Source organism: Bradyrhizobium sp. Kon37 (assembly GCF_055807535.1).
In genome coordinates, this window is the sequence record NZ_JBVVOY010000016.1 from 13744 (window position 1) to 33931 (window position 20188).

Sequence of the window (20188 nt, forward strand, 5' to 3'; positions counted from 1 at the left end):
GGATTTGCAGCTTCGCTGCCCGGCGCCGGGCCCCTCTGGGGGCAGTGTCAGGCTCTGCGCACCAGCATGCCGGGCAGATCGTCGCGCAGCCACTCGGCGATCCGGGGCCAGGCATGGGCATGGGTCCGCGCGCCCATGAACAGGCCGAGATGGTTGCTGGGCTCCGAGGTGGCCGCAATGAAAGCCGGTGGCGTGCCGAGCAAGCCGGCGGTGGCGAGCGCCTGCTCTGCCGGCACGACGTCGTCATCGAGTCCGGCCAGCAGGAAGACCGGCGCCTTGACGTCCTTCAGATCAACCACGCGGCCGAGTGCCGTGAATTGGCCGCGCGCGATCCGGTTCTCCCGGAAAATCCAATTGACGATCTCGAGATAATAGGCACCGGGCAGATTGAGAGGCTCGGCATTCCAGCGCTCGAAGCGTGCCAGCAGCGCCGCACCTTCCTCGCCGGAGAGGTCGCTCTGCAGCGCCGTCACGATGTCGTCGCGGCTCGGCGCCTTCGACCAGACACGAAGCATCTCCTCGCCGCTGACATTGCCGCCGCCGCGGGCGACGAGCTGGTCATAGACCATCGCCGGCGCGTTGCGGGCGAGCTGCGACAGCCTGGAGTCGATCGAGAGGTCGACGGGCGCGCCTGCCAGCACCAGCCGCCGCACCTTGGCGGGAAAGCGCGCCGCATAGAGCAGCGACAGCCAGCCACCCTGGCACAGGCCGACCAGATCGACCGGCGCGCCGATCTCGTCGATGGCGACGTTGAGATCGCCGAGATAGCTGTCGATCGAGAGATAGCGCATGTCGGGTGCGGCCGAGCGCCAGTCGGTGAGGTAGACCCGGTCGATGCCGCCATTTTGCAGGGACTGCACCACGCTATGGCCGGGGGCGAAGTCGGCGATCAGGGCCCGGTGCAGCGCATAGGGCGCGCAGACCAGTGCCGGCTGGCCGGACTCGGTCCGCGTGCAATTGCGCAGGCGCATGGTCGCAAGCTCCAGCGCGACGGAGTTGGGCGTGGTCCACGGCAGGCTGCTGTCGGCTTGCTCCGGCGGACCGCGCTCGAGCCATCCGAAGCAGGCATCCATCGCAAGCCGAGCCGCAGCGAACGGCCACAGCAGCGGGTCATCCGGGACCGGGCCCGGTGCGCGCTGCTGTTTGCCGGTCTTCTCTGCCATTGGCTATCTCACGGTCCTCACAGGAAGGCCTCGAAGCTGACGAGCGAAATGCCGCGCTCCCGAAAACTCTGATGGGTCGCGGCCACCGAGCCGTCGAGATCGATGCCGCGGCAGGCGTCCTCGATGACGGCGACCTCGAACCCCGCCTTGCGGGCATCCTCCGCCGAGAAGCGGACGCAGAAGTCGAACGCGAGGCCAACGACGAAGATCGTCTTCAACTCGCGCTCGCGCAAATATCCGAGCAGGCCGGTCGGCGTCTTCCTGTCGTTCTCGAACAGCGCCGAATAGGAATCGATGCCGCGCCGAAACCCCTTCCGCACCACGAGATTTGCGCGAGTGGCGTCGAGATCGCGATGAAATTCAGCGCCGGCCGTGCCCTGCACGCAATGGCTCGGCCAGAGCACCTGGACGCCGTAGTCAAGCGCAATGGTCTCGAACGGCTGTTTGCCCGCATGGTTCGGCGCAAAGGAGACATGATCGCGGGGATGCCAGTCCTGGGTCAGCACCACATTGGCGAAGTTTTGGGCGATCCGATTGATGGCGGGGACGACCTTCTCGCCGCCCGGCACGGCGAGCGCCCCGCCGGTGCAAAAATCGTTCTGCACGTCGATGATCAGCAGCACGTCGCGGTCGGAAAGCTTCATCGCATGGTCCATTCCAGGCCATCCCGCGCGACCGGCGCCGAAGGCACGTCTCCAGTGTCGATCTTCCCGCGCTGCTTCGCAACCACCGAAGCGGTGCGGCGGTCTGCGCGAATGCACCCCGTCGGCCCCGGGATGCAACGGTTTGGGCTGATGCGTGTTGACTAGATCCATCCGGGGGCGGATTCTGAAAGCCGTTCGCATTTTGCGATCGGATAGAGCGGAGGTAGCGGTTCCCGCAGCCCGAAGGGCCGCGGCAGCCACACGCACATGACCATCGGCAAGACAGGACAGATTCTTCTCGCCGATATCGGCGGCACCAATGCGCGCTTCGCGCTCAGTCAGGGCGATGAGACCGGACCGATCGATTACGTCAAAGTGGCAGACTTTCCGACCGTCCGGGAAGCCATTGCCGATGTTCTCGCGCGTCGCTCAGACGGCAAAACGCCCCCAAGGGCCGTGCTGGCCGTCGCGGGGCCGGTGACCAACAACCGCTGCGTCATGACCAACAGCCCGTGGGTCATCGACGGCAACGAGCTTCAGCCCGCCCTCGGCTTCGACAGCGTCCATGTTCTCAACGATTTCGAGGTGGTGGCCTGGTCCCTGCCCGCCCTGCAGCCCGCCGACCTGATCCCGCTCGGCGGAGGGGATGGCCTTCCCGGAGAGCCGCTGCTGGTGGTCGGACCCGGAACCGGCTTTGGTGTTTCCTGCCTGGTCGAGCGCCACGGCTCACGGCTGGCCGTCGTCACCGAGGCGGGCCACGCGACCCTGCCGGCGGAGGACGAGCGCGAGGAACGCGTGATCGCGTGCATGCGCCGACGCCTCGGCCATGTCTCCATCGAGCGTGGCGCGTTGTCCGGCTCCGGCCTGCAAAGCCTCTACGAAGCGCTGGCCGAAGTGGAAGGCGCGCAGGTGCCGCATCGCGATGCTGCCGCCATTACGAAGGCCGCCCTGGAAGGCAGTTGCGAGCTCAGTCGCAAGACGCTGGAGATGTTTTGCGCCATTCTCGGCTCGGTCGCTGGCAATCTCGCGGTGACCTTCGGCGCACGCGGCGGCGTCTATATCGCCGGCGGAATCGTGCCGCGCTTTCCCGAGTTCCTTGCAGCCTCCGCATTCCGGGCGCGCTTCGAAGCCAAAGGACGCTTCCAGGAATATCTGCGCAACATCCCGACCAGACTGGTCACGAAACCTGATGCGAGTTTCCTCGGCCTCACGATGTTCGCCGAGCACAACCAGCCTTAGCGGCGCGCGCAGCCGTCCGCGGGTTCCAGTCATGCACAGCTGATTGCACGGCACGCCCGCTCGACGCGGGATCGTGCTTGCGCGCACGTCCCGGATGAGAAACAATCCTGGCTTGTGTGTGTGGCGTAGTTGCGGGGGCGTGACATGCGTAAGCAGGATCTAGGTTTCGACTATCACCGCTATCACCGCCTGCTGCTCGAGGCGGACGACGATGGCAAGCGGCTGGCCTTGATCGAGCTCTTGATCGAGGAAAAGGCGCGTGACCGCCTCGCCGCCCAGCGCGCTTCGGACCGCGCCGCCATGACGGCCCACACTATCGCTACCGTGCTGAAGAACGGGCGCCAGTAAACCAAGTGATTGCGCTACGGTGCCCGAAAGCGCGGCATCAATTGCCATTTCGTTAACGATCTCTCGAAAGCTCGCGTCAAACTTTTTGCTCTAGAAGTTCCCTCACCTGATGCAATTCAGGAGCAACAAAGGGGGGAATGAACATGAGCATAATTTCGATCGCCGCGATGCCGGCCACCATCGAAACGCGTTTGGCCGAATCTTCGTTTTCTTCGTTCAAGACCATCTTGCTGTTTTGCTGCACGGGCCTGGTCGCCTCGTTCGGCCTGATGGCGCGCGGCATCGATCTCGGCGCCGCCCTGATGTGAGACCGCGACGCATTCCGTCGCGAAATGGCCGCCCCTGACGGGCGGCCATTTTTATTTTGGTCTCAGTGCGGCGTCTTCGCTAGCGCTTCCGGAAACATCGAATCGATCATCGCCTTGAGCTGATCGATCGAAATCGGCTTGCGCAGGATCGGCCGGCGCCGGAGCAAGGACGGCAGCAGCTCCGGCCCGTAGCCCGTCGCGAACAGAAACGGCTTGCCGCGGCGCTCGATCAGATCGGCAACCGGATCGACGTAGAGGCCCTTGAGATTGATATCGAGGATCGCAAGATCGTACTGCGCCGTCATGGCGAACGCGCTGGCGTCCCGAACATTATCCGCTTCCGCGATGACGTGGTGGCCGAGTTCCTCCACCATGTCCGTCATCATCATCCGGATCAACGTCTCGTCTTCGACCAGGAAAACGGAGAGTCCGTCCGCCATATCAACCCCGCCATCAGCTTCCGAAGCTAATCATAACCGAATCGCGAAGAGGATTCACGAATTCGTGGCGGGCGCCGTTAATTCAGACGCGCCCGATCCGATTCAACTTGATCAATCCAGTCCTCGTTCGTGGCTGAGCCGCACCATCTCCTGTACGAACACCTGCTTCTGCTTGTCATCGAGGCTCGAATAGAGGGGCTCGGCGGCGTCGGCGACATTGCGCTGGTCGGCAGCGCGGTCGATGAGGAATTGGGCCTCGTTGCGCATCTGCTCGACGATGTCGTCGGGCGGATCCCGCTTGGCGCGCGCGACCCGCAGGTTGAGCCGCTCGGCACCGTTATGCCCGAGGTAGTGCATGGCGCTCGAGAAGCCGTACCAGTGCTTCTCCTGCTCGGGCGTGAGGTTCAGTTCGGTCTTGATCCGCTCGATATAGGAGTCGCTGTTGGTGACGATCTGGTCGGCGGTCAATTGCGGCGCGCCGGTCTGGCTGAGGACCGTGACATCCTTGTCCTGCGGCGCGTTCTTCGCCTCCTTGCTCGCCTTGGCGCCCTTGCCAGCCTTGGCGCTCTTGGCATCCTTGTCCTTGCCGGCGCCCTGCTTGGCGTCTTTGGCAGCGTCCTTGCTCGAATCCTTGCTTGAATCCTTGGCGGCGGGCGCCTGATTGCCATTATTGCCAACACCGAGCACGCCGGTGAAGACGCCGACCACACCGCCGATCGCGCCGCCGAGCACGCCGCCGACCGGACCTGCCGCCTTGTTCCCGGCCGCCGCTCCTTCCTGAACCCCTTTGACCAGGCCTTGAGCGTTCGCCACCGCGGCTGCGCCGAGCAGCAACACGAAAACGGATCCCAGCGCGAACCATCGTCGCAGGTTAAGCCGCGCGAGCGGCGCCGGGTTGATCATTCTGGTCTCCATCTCGATCTGATTAGGCCGTTGGGGGTGAGAACCACCCGCCAGTTGCAACTCTATCGTTTTCACCGCTTCGAGGTCTAGCCACCGACAATTGCTATCCACGCCCGAAAAGTGTTTGGCGCGAGGCGCTTATGCAGGCTTATTCGAAACTGCGGCGTAATTGCGCATGCATCGACCGGGCGGGTCGGCGCAAAGTGTGCGTCGCAAAATGACCGATCGTGGTTCATGGTCCGCGCATGACGTCGAGGGCACGGCCGCCTTCCCGGACACAACGTTAGTTCTAGGCGCGAGCCGTTCGGTTTTCTCGACAGACGCAATCAATCATGATCTGATCGCGCTACCAATTTGCCTTCGAAGCCGACGGCATCAATAAGAAACGTCGAACAAGAAACTTTCAAAAAGAAAATCAAAAGTAGAACTCGGAAGAGTTCAGAGGAAACGCCAGAACAATAAAACACCCAAGCGAGGAAACGAGATGTCACGCAAGACACTGACGCGACGTCAATTTGTGGCTGCCACTGCAATGTCCTCCGCGGCGCTGATCACGGCGCCCTACGTCCGAGGCGCTTACGCCGCCGGCAAGCTCTCGATCGGCTTCTGGGACCATTGGGTGCCCGGCGCCAACGATGCCTCCAAAGCTCTCGTCAACGAATGGGCGGCGAAGGAGAAAGTCGAAGTCTCGATCGACTACATCACCAGCAACAACAACAAGATCCAGCTCACCGTTGCGGCGGAAGCCCAGGCCAAATCCGGTCACGACATCTTGCAGATGCCGACCTGGTGGCCGCACGCCTATTCTGAAAACCTCGAGCCGCTCAATGATGTCATGGAGCCGCTCCTCAAGCAGAACGGCGACGTCAACGGCACGGTCAAATATCTCGGCCAGGCCGGCGGCAAATGGCTCGGGATCCCCGCGACCCCGGGAAGCCAGATCAAGGGGCCCTGCTCCCGCATCGACCTCATGAAGAAGCATGCAGGCATCGACGTGCAGGAGATGTATCCGGCCGGCGGCCCGCCAAAAGCCGACAACTGGACACTGGACACGTTCCTGAAGGCGGCCGAAGCCTGCCAGAAGGGCGGCGTCCCCTTCGGTATCGGGCTTGGCGAAACCACCGACAGCGTCGACACGGCCGGTGCAATCTTCCAGTCGTTCGGGGCAGAGCTCGTCAACGCCAAGGGCGACGTCACGGTCAAGACCGACGCCGTTCGGCAGGCGCTCGAATACTACAAGAAGCTGATTGCGTTCCTGCCGCCCGACGCGCCGTCCTGGGATGACGCCTCGAACAACAAATGGCTGATCTCCGGTCGCGGCGCCATGATCCTGAATCCGCCGAGCGCCTGGGCCGTCGCCAAACGCGACGCTCCTCAGGTCGCCGAGCAGTGTTGGACTCACGGCTTCCCGGCGGGGCCAAAAGGCCGTTTCGCACCCTACCTTCCGTACTTCTGGGGACTCTGGAGCTTCAGCAAGAACAAGGAAGCGGGCAAGAGCCTACTCACCCATCTGTCGCAGCCGTCATCGATCGAGAAGTTCGTCGCGGCAAGCGGCGGCTACGATCTGCCCGCCTATGCCAACCTGACGACCTTGAAAACCTGGGCGGAGGAAGGACCGCCGAAGGGCACGCTCTTCCATTATCCGAACCCCTACAATCATCAGACACTGTCGATCGCCGCGTCTCCGGCGCCGCCTAAGATCGCCCAGCAGATTTACTTCCAGGCGACGCTGACCAAGATGGCGCTGCGTTTCGCGCAGGGCGAGAAGATGGAGACCACACTCGCCTGGGCAGAAGGCGAGTGCGAGGGCTTCATGCGGAGTTAGCCCGAGGATGTGCCACGGCGGTTCACGCGCGAGGCGTGAGCCGCCGGCGCAACTCCTGGTTCTGCCTCCCGCCACGGGGAAGCCGACCGACAGGGCCGGCATCCCGTTCGACACCTTGAAGGAATATCTGTCATGGCCGACGTCGTCGTTGAGCAAGGTCGCGTGGTCCCTGCGCGGAGCGCCCGCAAGCGAACGAGTCTCCGCAAAGCTATGGGGCGCAAATCGACGGCGGCGTTCCTGCTGACGCTGCCGCTGATCCTCCTGATTGCGTTGCTCGTGCTCTACCCTGCGATCTACTCGATCCACCTCGCCTCCCTGAACAAGTCGATGCAGAAGTTCGTCGGCTTCGGCAATTTCACCTTCCTGTTCAAGCGCGACACGTTCTGGATGGTGGTGCAGCAATCCTGCATTTTCGCCCTCACAGCGGTGTTCTTCAAGGCGCTGATGGGATTCATCGTCGCGCATTTCGTGCATAACATTCCCGCCAAAGGCCAACGCAAATGGCGCGGCATGCTGCTGGTGCCGTGGGTAATCCCGCCGGCGATGAGCACGCTGGCTTGGCTGTGGCTGTTCGACCCCTCCTACAGCGCCTTCAACTACACGCTGTCGTTCTTCGGCATCGGTCCGATCAACTGGCTCGGCGACACGTCATGGGCGCGCTTTTCCGTCATCCTGGTCAATGTCTGGTACGGCGCACCGTTCTTTATGATCATGTATCTGGCGGCGCTCAAATCGGTTCCGGATCAGCTCTATGAGGCCGCAGCGATCGACGGGGCAAATTGGTGGCAGAAGATCTGGTTCGTCACCCTGCCGATGATGCGCAATATCATCGCCATCACCACGTTGTTCTCGCTGATCGTGACTTTCGCCAACTTCGACATTGTCCGGATCCTGACGTCGGGCGGCCCGCTGGATCGAACCCACATTTTTGCGACATGGGCTTTCAAGGTCGGCATCGAGGGCAGCGATATTCCGCTTGGCGCCAGCGTCTCGCTGTTCATGGTGCCTATCCTCGCCGTCGCAGCGATCTTCATCCTGCGCGATGTCAACAAACGCGGGAACGAAGCCTGATGAGCACGCTCGCAATCGACAAGACCGGTCCGACACGCAAGGTCAAGCTTGGCAGCATGAGCCGGGACCGCACCTGGGCGCTGCGCTGGTCGTACTTCTTTCTGGTGTTGTTTGCGATCTTCTCGCTGACACCGCCGCTCTACATGTTGATCACTTCGCTCAAGAGCAGTGCTGAAATCTCGGCCGCGACAAATCCGTGGTGGGTGTTCCACCCCACACTGTCGAACTATGTCGAGCTTCTGACCTCGAACCAGTTCCTCCGTTTCTTCTGGAATTCGGCGATCGTTTCGATCGTGGTCGTCATCATCACCATGCTGATCAGCATCCCCTCGGCCTTCGCGCTCGCGCGCATGAAGTTCTGGGGCTCGACGACGCTCGCCACGGGAGTGTTTCTGACCTACCTGGTTCCGGACAGTCTCTTGTTCATTCCGCTATTCAAAATGCTCGCTGCGGTCCAGGACATCACGGGCATTACGTTGCTCAATCGCTGGTATGTGCTGCTGTTCGTCTATCCGACGCTGACAGTGCCGTTCTGCACGTGGATCATGATCGGCTATTTTGCCTCGATCCCGAAGGAGCTCGATGAGGCCGCCATCATCGACGGCGCTTCCTGGCTCCAGACCCTGACGCGGATTTTCATCCCCGTTGCCCTGCCCGGCCTGATCGCAGCGACCATCTTCGCCTTCACCGTATCCTGGGCGCAGTTCCTCTATCCCCTGGTGTTCACGACGTCCATCGACCAGCTCGTGCTGCCGGTCGGCATCACTACCACGCTGATCAAGGGCGACGTCTTCAACTGGGGTCAGATCATGACCGGCGCGCTGCTTGGCGCAGCCCCGCCGCTGGTCATCTACGCCTTCCTGATGGACTATTACATTGCCGGCCTGACCGCCGGCGCGACAAAGGGTTGATGTCTTATGGCTGAGGTTGCGTTGCGGAAGGTGGTCAAGCGTTACGACGACGTCGAGGCGGTGCGCGGCATCGATCTCGACATCTCAGACCATGAGTTCATCGTGCTCGTCGGCCCCTCCGGCTGCGGCAAGTCGACGACGTTGCGGATGATCGCGGGACTCGAGGACATCACCGATGGCGACATCATGATCGGCGGGGACGTCGTCAACGACGTGCCGCCGAAGGACCGCGACATCGCAATGGTGTTTCAGAACTACGCGCTCTACCCGCATATGACGGTCGCGGAGAACATGTCGTTCGGGTTGCGGCTCAAGCACTACCCCAAGGCCGAGATCAAGGCGCGGGTGACGGAGGCCGCCCGCCTCCTCGACATCACCGACCTGATCGACCGCAAGCCGAAGCAGCTCTCCGGCGGCCAGCGCCAGCGCGTCGCCATGGGGCGGGCCATCGTGCGCAATCCGAAAGTCTTCCTGTTCGACGAGCCGCTGTCCAATCTCGACGCCAAGCTGCGCGTGCAGATGCGGATCGAGATCAAGAAGGTGCACCAGAAGGTGCGCACCACGACGGTCTACGTCACCCACGATCAGGTGGAGGCGATGACATTGGCCGATCGCGTCGTGGTGATGAACAAGGGGCGGATCGAGCAGATCGGCACGCCGAACGAGCTCTACCACAAGCCGGCGACGCGCTTCGTCGCGGGCTTCATCGGCTCGCCGGCGATGAACTTCATCCCGTGCCGGCTCGAGGACGTCGGCGGCAAGCTCAACGTCCGCCTGACGGACCGCATCTCATTCCCGTTGCCGCCGGCCCGCGCCGCCCGTTACAGCGCGCTGCCCCGAGCTGAAAACCTGTTGCTCGGCATCCGCCCCGAACATCTCACGGAGTCGCATGCGCATCTGGATCCGGGCGTCGAGACCTTCGATACCGTGCTTGATGTCACCGAGCCGATGGGAATGGAGACGCTGGTCTATTTCGGACTGGAAGGCACGCCCGTCTGCGGCCGTGTCGATCCCAATGCGGGCGCCAAGGACGGGGGCCCCATGCGTTTGGCGATGGACCTCAACAATATGCACCTGCTAAACGAGGCGACCGGCGCCGTCTTGTGACGGCCGGCCAAGAAACTCGCGCAGGTAGGGACGATGTCGACCAACAAGAAGAAAATCTTTGTCACGCAAACTTTGTCGAAAGGGGCACGCGCCCTCCTCACCCAGCGAGATGACATCGAGCTCATCGAGTTTCCGAACCTGATCTCCGCTGGGGATTTCGAGGCTTTGCTGAAGAGCCACGCGCCGGTCCATGGCGTGGCGCTCGGCGCCACCGCTTTCGGCGAGACCGAACTCGAAGCCTCGAAGGACATGAAGGTGGTGACCCGGATCGGCGTCGGCTACGACGCCGTCGACGTCCCCGCCCTCTCCCGCCGCAAGGTGCCGCTGATGGTCGCGGGCAGCGCGAATTCGCCCTCGGTCGCCGAGCAGGCGCTGTTCATGATGCTGACACTGGCTAAACGCGCGCAGGAGATGCATTCCTGCGTCAAGGACGGCAAATGGGCCGACCGGCTCGGCATGCTGCCGTTCGACCTCTACGGCAAGACCGTCCTCATCATCGGCTTCGGCCGCATCGGCACCCGCACCGCCAAGCGCTGCCTGGCGATGGACATGAATGTGCAGGTCTATGATCCCTACAAGGCAGCCGCAGAGATCAAGGCGGCAGGCTGCGAGCCGGTCGCCGATCTCGATGCCGCGCTGCCGCACGCCGATTTCGTCACCATCCACTGCCCGAAGACGCCGGAGACCGTCGGTCTGTTCGATGCTGACAGGATCGGCCGGATGAAGCCGAAATCCTACCTCATCAACACCGCACGCGGCGGCATCGTGAAGGAAGCGGCGCTGTACGACGCGCTGGTCTTGGGCAAGCTCGCCGGTGCCGGCATCGACGTGTTCGAGGTCGAGCCGCCGCCGGTCAGCAACGCGCTGTTCGCGCTGCCCAACGTCATCATGGCCCCCCATGTCGCCGGCGTCACGGTCGAGGCGGTGAGCCGGATGAGCGAGCAGACCGCGCGCAACATCCTGAGTGTGCTGGACGGCGATCCCATCCGGCAGAACATCATCAATCAGGATGTCCTGGGCTGAGCTGGTCTCCTGGGCCGGCAGTTCTCACGGGCGGGCGATCAGCCCGCCCGCCTTCGGAACGCCAGAATGAGTCCCATTTTGGTGCAGATCGAGCCCTCACTCAGCCTTAATCAAACCCGCGTAATAGGTCCGGCCGCGGCGGCAGTGGGACAGACTTGCCGGCCGCGTCGAGCTGGAGGATGGACCCTTGTCAGAGATCGACCCGACCGACCACGCGTTGGCGACCATCGCCAGCATCCTGGAGCACCCTGAACCCGTCCTCGTCGTGCGCGAGACCGAGACCGTGCGCGAGACCGAGACGGTCACCGTGACCGAAATGGTGGTTGCCGGTGAGCATGGGGTCGCCGACGAGCACCCTGTGGTCGACGAGCATCCGGTGGTCGAGGAGCAGCCGCTGGTGCCGGAGCACACCGATGCCGACGGCTACAGCAAGGTCGGCCCCGGGCCGATGGTGGCGATCCGTCTGAAATGGACGGTCCATCGCAGCGACGACGGCCAGTTCTACGTCCACGAGACCATCGGCGAGCAGTCGGTGCCCGTGGTCAGCGGCCCGATGACCGGCGAAGCCGCTGTGCATTTCGTCGACACGCATGAGGACGAGGCCCATCGGCGCTTCGAAGAGCTGCGCAGCGAGATCGCCGGCCGCAGCTCGCTCGCCGATTACGAGCGCAAGGGCGAAGCCTAGCGCGTTTTCGCGCGAAGTGGATGCCGGTTCGGCTTATCGTCGGCCGAGATAATCCTTCTTGACGAGCTCGACGCCTGCGTGCCGCAACAGGTCGTAGGCGGTCGTGACGTGAAAGAAGAACTGCGGCATGCTGAAGGTGAGCAGCAGCGTCCGCCCGGTGAAGGGCAACTCGGTCCCGTTCTTCAGCCTGAAGAAGACATTCCGTTCCGCCGCAGCATCGATCTCCGCGCGCGGCAGGCTTTCGATGAACTCGATTGACGTCGCAATGCGGGCCTGCAGTCCGGCCATGTCGTGCTCCAGCACCGGCAGCGTCACCGGCTCGCGGTCGGCCAGCAAGGCCGCGGCGACCGTGGCATGGCGGCAGGCCTCGCCGATCTGTTGCGCCAGATCGTACATGTCGGGCGCGATGCGCATGCCGAGCAGGACGGCCGGATTGAACTTCCGGGCTTCGGAATAGGCAACGCCCTTGTCGAGCAGTGCGGAAAGGTTGCGCAAGTAAGGCACGAAGACGCCGACCGAGGCGTCATGCATCGAGATCGTCACTTCAAAATTCCCTTCAATTCCGCCTCGCCAGCGACGGGCATCTGGTCTAAATCCAGGCCTCAAGACAAGCATCGAGAGCTGCACAATGACAGCTTGGGCATGGGTGGAAAAGAGATGATCGTTCGAATGACCAGTCGAATTTTGGTGACCTTGGCCGTGGTCCTGCTGGCAAACCTTTCGGCGCAGGCACAGCAGGCGACGCCGTCCCGCCTCGACGAGATCGTCAAGCGCGGCACTTTGCGCGTCGGCATGACCGGCGACTACCAGCCCTTCACCTATCTCGACAAGACGACGCAGCAGTTCAACGGCTTCGATGTCGACATGGCGGAGGCACTCGGCAAGGCGCTCGGGGTCAAGGTCGAATTCGTGCCGACGGCCTGGCCGAAGCTGATGAAGGATTTCGAGGCCGATCAGTTCGACATCGCCATGGGCGGCGTCTCGGTCACGCTGGACCGGCAGAAGAAGGGCTTCTTCTCCACGCCGATCATGCGCGAGGGCAAGACGCCGATCGCGCGCTGTGCCGATGTCGGCAAATACCAGAGCATCACCGACATCGACAAGAAAGGCACCCGCGTGATCGTCAATCCCGGCGGCACCAACGAGCGCTTCGCGCGCGCCAACATCAAGGACGCCGACATCACCGTCTTCCCGGACAATATCGTGATCTTCGACGAGATCGCCAAGGGCAATGCCGATTTGATGATGACCGACGCCTCCGAGACGCGCTACCAGCAGAAGCAGCATCAAGGCGTGCTCTGCGCGGTGCATCCCGACAAGCCGTTCGACTTCTCCGAGAAGGCCTATTGGCTCCAGCGCGACATGGCGCTGAAGGCGTTCGTCGACCAATGGCTGCACATTTCCATGCAGGACGGCAGCTACAAGAAGATCTACGCCGCCTGGTTCGATTAGGCGACGCCCGCGCTGCGTGCGTCTTCCGTCACTCCAGGCGCGCGCGGAAAAAGGCCACGACCGCGCCGTTGAACTCGTCGTGAAACGCTTTTCGATTGAACCCTGGCGGATCGGTGCAAAGAATCGGCGCTGTTTCGGCCAGTTGGGGCGAGCATGGCGCGATAAAGGAAAAATGCGCGGAGTTGGGCACGATCCGATAATCGGGCCGTGCGGGAAGAAGGACTTCCAGCGCATCGACAGCATCGGGCGTGACGCCGTCGCCACCGAGCGCTGAACGCCACAACATCATTGGGATCGTTAGATCGGCGAGGCGCTCTCGGCTGAAGAGACCATCAAGAAGTGGCGGATCCGCCAAGATGGCCGCTCTGACACGGGGATCGTGGACTGCCGGCTCGGTTGGCATCCGGCCCTCGCGAATGTCCCGACATTTCGGCGTCGTGGCTCCCTCTCTCTCGCAGAGCCGGGCCAGCGCACCGAAATCAGGGTTGCCGCCGATCACGACGAGACCGGTATAGGCGCCGCGCGAGAACCCGAACAGGCCAATCCGCCGCGGGTCCAGGACCGCCGCTTCCTTCCATGCGCCGAGCATGAAACTGGTGAGCCGTTTCATGTCGGTGGGACGCTGAATTAGGACGGAGAACTCGTCCGTCCGGCTGCTGTCCCTGGCATTGTCGCCGGGATGGCTGATGGCAGCGACCACGAATCCGGCATCAGCAAGTGCGGCCGCGGTATCGTTGTGCGTGAGAAACGAGCCGCGGCGCCCGTGCGAGACAACGATCAGTGGCAATCGATTGCCCGCGACCGGACAGTCTTTTACGCCCGGCACAATGACTCCGCGGCCCAAGGCGACCTCGGAGGGCGCCGCTGTGCAAGGTGTCCACGCCATGCCCTTGAGAGCGAGCCCGTCGGCATCCGCGGGCACCTCGATAAATTGAAGTCCGGCCGCTTGCGCCAGGGTCGCAACCAGACAGCAGGCCGCGATCAGAATGATTGTGGCAAGTGGCCGTGGCATGAGCGTGTACTTTCAAACTATTCAACCAGGGCGGTTGTACTTGCCCGTCCCGTATCCGTCCAGATGCGGGCCACGCCGCTGTCCAACTTTGGACCCGCTCCGGTGTTATTGAACCCGCAACCGCCGGAGCACGACTCATACGGTGACAGTGATCTAGGTCACTTTTTGCGATCGAACCGGGGCGTAAGCGTCGGTGCGGGGACCACCTGTTTCAGGAGATGCGAAATGAGGAAGCTGTTGGCCACGGCCGCATTCCTTTTGGCGAGCACCGCTGCGCAGGCGCAGTACACCTTCGACTATGGCGGGCGTACCATCCGCATCGATCCCGACCGCGGCACGGTGCAAATCCCCGGCGTCTACGACAACACCGGCCAGGGCAAGGCCAAGAGAACCAAGAACGATGCCAAGGGGGCTCCAAAATCGGAGCCGCAGGCACCGCAACAAGCCAAGGCTGACCCGCAGGCGCCCGCCAATCCAGCGCCGGCCCCCGCACCTGTCGCGGCGCCTCCGGCGGCCGAGCAGACCCCTGTCCAAGCCCCCGTCCAAGCTCCCGTGGCCGTCGCGCCTCCCGCCCCGCCGACACCTCCGGCCACCACGGCGAACAATGCCCCGGCCGAAGAGGCGCTTGTGCCGCCGCCCCAGCCGGCCCCGAGTGCGGCCCCGACGGTGGCCGCCGTACCGCCCGCACCGCCGCCGCCGCCCGCCCCGATCGTCGCAGCCGCGCCCCCGGCGCCATCTCCGCCTCCCGTCCCGGCGCCTGCGCCTGCCCCCGTTCAGTCGGCCGCCGTCGCGCCGCCGGCTCCCGCAACCGCGCCCACGCGCGACCTCAATTCACCGCTCGGGGTCTGGCTCACCGAGGAGAAGGAAGGCAAGGTCCGGATCGAGCAATGCGGCAGCAATCTCTGCGGCTATTCGGTCGATTCGAAATCGAACCAGAATGGCGAGCAGGTTCTGATCAACATGAAGCCCGGCAAGGATCAGAACAAGGACCAGAAATGGTCCGGCCGCATCCTCGATCCGAACTCCGGCTCGACCTACGATTCAACCATCGCGCTGAAGGGCACCGATCGCCTGCGCGTGCAGGGCTGCGCCTTCGGCGGCATGTTCTGCGGCGGCCAGACCTGGACGCGTGTGAACTGAGGGTCCTGTCACGCGCGCGTGACACGGTGGGATTGAGCGTTACCCTGCGCCAGCGGGCAACGAGGATTGCCGCTGCGCCTGTGCTTGCCCGGCAAAGACACAGCGTCGGACCCGATCGCTGAGCACGTCATCACCGTCTCGATCGACGAATCCGTGGAAATTCAGGCCGTTTCTGTGAACTAGTTAATACTAGGACGGCCGCGATCGCCTCTAGCTTAGGTTGAACGACGAATTTCCGCGGTCAAAAGTCGCCTTGGCACCTCTGATCCCGCCGATGCGCTCAGACCGACAGCACTCGAATTTTTGTGCCGGCTCAAGCACCTTATCGTTTCGCTTCACAGTTGCGTTAGCGAGGTTGTTATGGAGGAACTCCGTGCAGCGCCATCGCTCATCTCAGGTGACTGGGACCAGGATTTCTTGAAAACTGAGCAAGGTATCCGGCGCCATGTGATCGGCGCGCTCAGGAGCAGGCAGAACGGCCTGAAGACCGCGCTCAAGCCCCTCGTCGACGAGCTGGCCCGAATGCTCGTTTCGGAGTTTGGTCTGGCTGCCGAAGCCGTCGACAAGATCCTTCAATCGCAAACCACGCTCCTGAGTGTGCTTTCCGATCGGTACGACGCGCTCGACGAGGCCGCGCATCACAGCGACATCCCGTTCGTCGAACTGGCAGGCGATGGCCGCATCGTCTATGCGAATGCGGCGTTCGACAAGCTCGTTCCCGACGGCCGCAACGCTCCGTTTCCCGGGCTATTCGGGTCCCGTGCGGCCGACGTGGGCGCAGCCCTCAAGGCAAACCACAACACAAGCCTGCGCGTAGACATCCGGACCAATAAGTTGATCCACCAGGTCAGGGTCGAGATCGGCCCGCTGCGCGACGAAGACGGGCAGCAAGGCAACTACGCCCTCCTCCTGGATCAGAGCGCCGAACGGAGCCGCCTTGACGCCTTGCAGGACGGCGTGCTCAGGACCGATCGGGCGGGCAAGATCCGGTTCGCAAACGAGCGAGCCGTGCAGATTCTCGGGTTCGCCGAGGCGACCCTCAAGGAGATGTCGCTGTCCGATGTCTTCGCGCCCGACGACGAGGGCACGACGAGCCGGTTTGACGAATGGATCGGCACACAAACGGGATTTACGGATTTCGTGCGGCTTCGTCCGATGGATGGCCGTTCCGTCCTGGCGAGAGTCAGTGCAGCGCCGTACATGGAGGAACAGAATAGCTCGACCGGGCTGTTGTTGTTGTTCGCTCCCCTCAACGAGGATTTGGCGCGCCAGCAGCTGAAGACCGTTCTTGCCGAGCACGCAGACCCGCAAGAGATCATCGAGGCTATGCTGCGGGTCGTCGAAAAGGTCATTCCGTTCGAGATGTCTGCTTTCGGGGTCTACAACGACCTCAGCGACCATTGGCGAGCGCTCACCGTCTTTCCTAAACCTCGCTGGGAGTGGAGTACACGCTGGTTCAAGGTAACGGCCGATGTGATTCAATGGCTCGAACAGGGCAAGACGTGGAATAACGACCTGAGCAAATTCGTCGAGCAGCTCAACCCGGAGGAAAAGGACAACCCGGTCAGCAAGGCGATCCTCTCCGACGATTTCAAATCGATGGTTGTGTTGCCGATTCGGAAGGCGGGCGGCCGGTTCGGAAGCTCGCTGGCTCTCATGTCCCGTAACCACAAATATACGGCAGCCGACCTCCGGACCCTGCAGAATCTCGGAGTCGAGGAAATCCTGCAGGCTGCGGACGCGGCCATCGAGCACGCTCAGGCGCGCGCCTTGCGCGAGCTCAAGGACAATTTGAACAAGGCGCCCAGCGCCCGCACCATTGCCACACTGCTGGCGACCGGCACGACACAATGCTTCGGCTGGGAGTACGTCGGTGTGTTCCGGGTGGACCGCGCCCGCGGCAAGTTCGTGCTGGTCGCCGAGCACGTCAAGAACGACCGAAACCTGCTCGTGAAGTCCGCCGCCCAAAAGTCCGAATACACCCAGGACCTATCCAGCGGAATGCTCGGCAGCTGTCTCGTCCAGCGGTCCATTCTTGTCGTTCCAGACATCAGCGATTCCAAGCGGAACTACGGCTTCATTCAGACCGCGCCGGATCAGCGATCCGCGATGACCGTCCCCCTCTTCGTGAATGGCAAGATCGAGATGATCCTCGATATGGAATCTTCGGAATCCAACGCCTTTCTCGGACCCGATCGCGAAGCGGCCCGCGGACTCGCCGCCGACTGCGAGCAGATTTTTGCGGCGCGCTGGCACGAAGCGATCGAGCTGGCGCTTATGAACAGGATTGAGCAGGCGGCGGTCATCGTCGACGCGGTCGGCAAGATCTGTCACATGAATGGCGCGGCCGAGAGCATTTTTGGTCAGGCACGAGACCGCGAACTCGTGTCGTTCGGGGCACGAGACGAAGATATCGAGGAACTGTCGCAATCTGGTATCCAGCACCGACTTCACATCCACCTGACGATCGGTGACGCACCGCGCACCGAGGTGACCACCCTTGCAAACCGCGAGCCGTTGAATGACGACTATGGCCACCACCTGTGGCTGTTCACGAGCCTCGCCGATCAAAGCCGAGAGAGCGACTGGGGATATCTGGAGGAGACGGTCACGGCTGTTGCGCGCGAGACCCGGGCTCCCCTGCTCATGGCCGATGGTTTGTTGCGCAGCGCCCAGTCCCTTCTAAGCAAACCCGAACTGATGAGAAACTGCGCCAACATGCTGGAGCAGGCGGCCAATCATCTCCTGAAGGCTGATCTCACCTTCGAACGTCTGTCCGAACGTTTGACCGTGCAGCAGACGCCGCAGGAGGCACCGACCTCGTTCAACGTATTGGAAGCGCTCTATCACGAGATCGAGGGCCTTCCCGTCGACGATCGTGACGCGATCGATATAGAGGGCGACATCACGGACGAAGCTCGTCTGATCGTCAGCGGCTGGCTGGAGCGATTGAGCTTCGCATTTCGTTCGGCGCTCAGCTCGCTTCTTTCGCTCCGCGTCGCCCCGACCGATCGGCTCACCGTGACCATCGCGGAACGACCACCGCATCGTCTGTTCGTATCCATGCGCATCCCTGCGGTCACCGCGCAGCCGCTGGATCAGTCGGCCGCCGATCTGATCGAGCGGAGTCAGTCCCGGGCCCGGCAAATGGCCAGCGTCGCCGTAGAGGCGATACAGAAAGCCGTCGAGCAGCATGACGGGAGCTTGACCGAACTGGACGGCATGGGATTCGAATTCGACTTGCCATTATGTGCGCAGGAGGCATCAGCATGACCGCAAGGATAGCGATAGCCACGGCCGAACCGGGCATGTTCGAAACACTGCGCACGCATCTGCTCGCGGCAGGCGTCGATCCCGAGAACCTGCACGACAAGCAGTTGATGACTACGGACCAGACCAACGAGTGGCTCATTGCGAACGACACCGAGTTGCTCGTCCTCGATGCCGGATTGCCGATGGACCCGCGCGTCCATCGCGACACGCGAACGACAGTCGCCGCGCAGGATTTGCTCAGCACCGTCGTGCAGGCCCGAGACCCTCACACGTCCGTCCTCGTCATCGCTCCGTCGTTCGGGGCCTGCCCTGATCTCGAGCAGGAGTGCAGCAGAGCCGACAACGCTCTGATCCTGCCAATGGACGCCCTGCAGCTCCACCGGCATCGAATCCTCAGGCCGTTCATTGCGATGCTGACCGGGCATCCCGATGAGAAGGGCGCCATTCCTGGCGCGTTCCGGGTGATCGAAACGGAAATCCATAGCGCCAAGGTAGAATGCCGTCTCGGAACCGGCGACGACGGCTCTCCAATGCTGCGCTGGAACACAGTCAGCGATCTGGATGATCTGAAGTCTGCCGCCCGGGATTATGGGCGGGACGAGATACCCCAAGACCGCGCGGATGCGGATCACTGGATCGGCACCAGCCTGCCCAAGAACTGGCTCGCCCAGACGCGGGGTGTCGGAACACGGCTGTTCAAGAGCTTCGTCGTCAAGGCGATCGGCGAGCACCTGTTTTCGCAGATCGAGAGGGCGGCCGGTGGGCTGGCAGGACTGTCGTTCCGCTTCGTGATCAACGATGCCGGATATTATCCTGTCCCCTTCGAGGCGAGCGTGCGGTATCTCGCTGAAGAGAACGGGCCATTCGTGCTTCTTCATGCCCCGATCGTCCGACGCGTGCCGTCGGTTATTCGGCTGCAGAGAGGGGCGAGAGCCGAGCGCGGGCGCATCGAGCCAGGCTCGAGGCTCATGTTTGTTCGCTCGCAGGTCGGCGAGCACCCAGACCGCAAGCTCGAACGGGTGATCTGCGACGGCAAGACGTTCGACAAGCTCGGCAATATCGACGTTGAACTCCAGTACCTGAAGGAATTGGCCGCCACAGGGTGCTTCGAGCTGGAGGTTGTCGACCTCTCCGGCACTCCCGGCAATGAGGCCGTGCCCCATTTGCTGCAGCGGCTTGCTCATTTTCGGCCGTCGATCCTCCACTACGCCGGCCATGCCTGGAGTGACGGCCAGAAAACCGTGTCTCTCGTCCTTCCCGGCACAAGGCCGGAAGAAGCGATCGGGCTGAAGCTCGACAGAATGGTCGCATCCGAAGGTCTTTCGTCGACCACGCTGGTCTATCTCTCCGCTTGCCGCGGCATCTCCAGGGGCAGCGTGCAACAGCTGGTGATGAACGGAATCCCCTATGCCTTGGGATTCCGCTGGAACGTGGAGGATGACCGCGCGCCTCATTTCGCCAAGGCGTTCTACAGCGAACTGCATGAAACGCGGTCCGTTTGCCTTGCGTTCCGGAAGGCATGCCGAGCTTCTTGGGAGCGCCTCGCCGACGACGAGGACAGCCCGATCTGGCTTTCGCCCATCTTGCTCGCGCAGTCGACGGATTGGGCAACACGCTGCAATTGAGCCGAGATCGGATCCTGTC

At 62.8% G+C, this 20188-nt stretch carries 19 protein-coding genes; 13 read left to right on the plus strand and 6 right to left on the minus strand.

The genetic code is table 11. From position 1 onward, the window contains the following. Window positions 1–47: 47 nt before the first annotated feature. Both AC0L3J_RS25440 and pncA read right to left on the minus strand, forming a co-directional pair. Window positions 48–1163 carry an alpha/beta fold hydrolase gene (locus AC0L3J_RS25440; RefSeq protein ID WP_473348695.1) on the minus strand — a complete coding sequence of 372 codons (1116 nt, stop codon included), beginning with the start codon at window positions 1161–1163 and terminating at the stop codon, window positions 48–50. A gap of 17 nt (window positions 1164–1180) precedes the next feature. Next, complete coding sequence (gene pncA / locus AC0L3J_RS25445) at window positions 1181–1819, minus strand: bifunctional nicotinamidase/pyrazinamidase (protein WP_473348696.1); 639 nt, start codon at window positions 1817–1819, stop codon at window positions 1181–1183. A 255-nt stretch (window positions 1820–2074) separates the two neighbouring features. Between pncA and glk the strand changes: the two genes are divergently transcribed. The 3 genes from glk (at window position 2075) to AC0L3J_RS25460 (ending at window position 3702) form a co-directional block, all read left to right on the plus strand. Further along, the gene (gene glk / locus AC0L3J_RS25450) at window positions 2075–3046 is read left to right on the plus strand and encodes a glucokinase (RefSeq protein ID WP_473348697.1); all 972 of its coding nucleotides are present in this window, start codon (window positions 2075–2077) and stop codon (window positions 3044–3046) included. 144 nt (window positions 3047–3190) lie between these two features. Next, window positions 3191–3394, plus strand: coding sequence for a hypothetical protein (locus AC0L3J_RS25455; RefSeq protein WP_007590943.1), 204 nt, complete (start codon window positions 3191–3193; stop codon window positions 3392–3394). 143 nt (window positions 3395–3537) lie between these two features. Then, the gene (locus AC0L3J_RS25460) at window positions 3538–3702 is read left to right on the plus strand and encodes a hypothetical protein (protein ID WP_473348698.1); all 165 of its coding nucleotides are present in this window, start codon (window positions 3538–3540) and stop codon (window positions 3700–3702) included. 62 nt (window positions 3703–3764) lie between these two features. Here the strand turns inward: AC0L3J_RS25460 and AC0L3J_RS25465 are convergent, their stop codons facing one another. Both AC0L3J_RS25465 and AC0L3J_RS25470 read right to left on the minus strand, forming a co-directional pair. Further along, window positions 3765–4142 (minus strand): response regulator, encoded by a 378-nt coding sequence (locus AC0L3J_RS25465; protein ID WP_456764309.1) that lies wholly within the window; start codon window positions 4140–4142, stop codon window positions 3765–3767. Window positions 4143–4253: 111 nt separating this feature from the next. After that, entirely contained in the window at window positions 4254–5045 is a 792-nt protein-coding gene (locus tag AC0L3J_RS25470) for a Spy/CpxP family protein refolding chaperone (RefSeq protein WP_473348699.1), read from the minus strand. 484 nt (window positions 5046–5529) lie between these two features. On the opposite strand from AC0L3J_RS25470, the gene AC0L3J_RS25475 reads away from it, so the two are divergent. From AC0L3J_RS25475 to AC0L3J_RS25500, 6 genes are all read left to right on the plus strand, one after another. After that, complete coding sequence (locus tag AC0L3J_RS25475) at window positions 5530–6870, plus strand: ABC transporter substrate-binding protein (protein WP_473348700.1); 1341 nt, start codon at window positions 5530–5532, stop codon at window positions 6868–6870. A gap of 132 nt (window positions 6871–7002) precedes the next feature. Further along, window positions 7003–7941, plus strand: a complete 939-nt coding sequence (locus AC0L3J_RS25480; RefSeq protein WP_007610463.1) for a carbohydrate ABC transporter permease — start codon at window positions 7003–7005, stop codon at window positions 7939–7941. Then, complete coding sequence (locus AC0L3J_RS25485) at window positions 7941–8852, plus strand: carbohydrate ABC transporter permease (protein ID WP_007610465.1); 912 nt, start codon at window positions 7941–7943, stop codon at window positions 8850–8852. The genes AC0L3J_RS25480 and AC0L3J_RS25485 overlap by 1 nt, the downstream gene beginning before the upstream one ends. A 6-nt stretch (window positions 8853–8858) precedes the next feature. Next, a complete protein-coding gene (locus tag AC0L3J_RS25490; RefSeq protein WP_473348701.1) occupies window positions 8859–9959 on the plus strand; it encodes an ABC transporter ATP-binding protein in 1101 nt (366 codons plus the stop codon). 33 nt (window positions 9960–9992) lie between these two features. Next, window positions 9993–10982 carry a hydroxyacid dehydrogenase gene (locus AC0L3J_RS25495; protein ID WP_473348702.1) on the plus strand — a complete coding sequence of 330 codons (990 nt, stop codon included), beginning with the start codon at window positions 9993–9995 and terminating at the stop codon, window positions 10980–10982. Between the two features lie 187 nt (window positions 10983–11169). Next, complete coding sequence (locus AC0L3J_RS25500) at window positions 11170–11667, plus strand: hypothetical protein (protein WP_473348703.1); 498 nt, start codon at window positions 11170–11172, stop codon at window positions 11665–11667. 33 nt (window positions 11668–11700) lie between these two features. On the opposite strand, the gene AC0L3J_RS25505 is transcribed toward AC0L3J_RS25500, so the two are convergent. Continuing rightward, entirely contained in the window at window positions 11701–12198 is a 498-nt protein-coding gene (locus AC0L3J_RS25505; RefSeq protein WP_473348803.1) for a DUF1993 domain-containing protein, read from the minus strand. A 138-nt stretch (window positions 12199–12336) separates the two neighbouring features. Here AC0L3J_RS25505 and AC0L3J_RS25510 point away from each other — a divergent pair, with 138 nt between their 5' ends. Further along, window positions 12337–13119 (plus strand): transporter substrate-binding domain-containing protein, encoded by a 783-nt coding sequence (locus AC0L3J_RS25510; protein ID WP_473348704.1) that lies wholly within the window; start codon window positions 12337–12339, stop codon window positions 13117–13119. A 28-nt stretch (window positions 13120–13147) separates the two neighbouring features. Here AC0L3J_RS25510 and AC0L3J_RS25515 read toward each other — a convergent pair whose 3' ends face one another. Continuing rightward, a complete protein-coding gene (locus AC0L3J_RS25515) occupies window positions 13148–14131 on the minus strand; it encodes an alpha/beta hydrolase family protein (RefSeq protein WP_473348705.1) in 984 nt (327 codons plus the stop codon). Window positions 14132–14356: 225 nt separating this feature from the next. Here AC0L3J_RS25515 and AC0L3J_RS25520 point away from each other — a divergent pair, with 225 nt between their 5' ends. The 3 genes from AC0L3J_RS25520 (at window position 14357) to AC0L3J_RS25530 (ending at window position 20169) form a co-directional block, all read left to right on the plus strand. Beyond that, entirely contained in the window at window positions 14357–15271 is a 915-nt protein-coding gene (locus tag AC0L3J_RS25520; protein ID WP_473348706.1) for a DUF2147 domain-containing protein, read from the plus strand. A 360-nt stretch (window positions 15272–15631) separates the two neighbouring features. Then, window positions 15632–18544, plus strand: a complete 2913-nt coding sequence (locus AC0L3J_RS25525) for a PAS domain-containing protein (RefSeq protein ID WP_473348707.1) — start codon at window positions 15632–15634, stop codon at window positions 18542–18544. Continuing rightward, complete coding sequence (locus AC0L3J_RS25530; RefSeq protein ID WP_456764301.1) at window positions 18541–20169, plus strand: CHAT domain-containing protein; 1629 nt, start codon at window positions 18541–18543, stop codon at window positions 20167–20169. Before AC0L3J_RS25525 ends, AC0L3J_RS25530 begins: the two co-directional genes overlap by 4 nt. The last annotated feature ends 19 nt before the right edge of the window (window positions 20170–20188 follow it).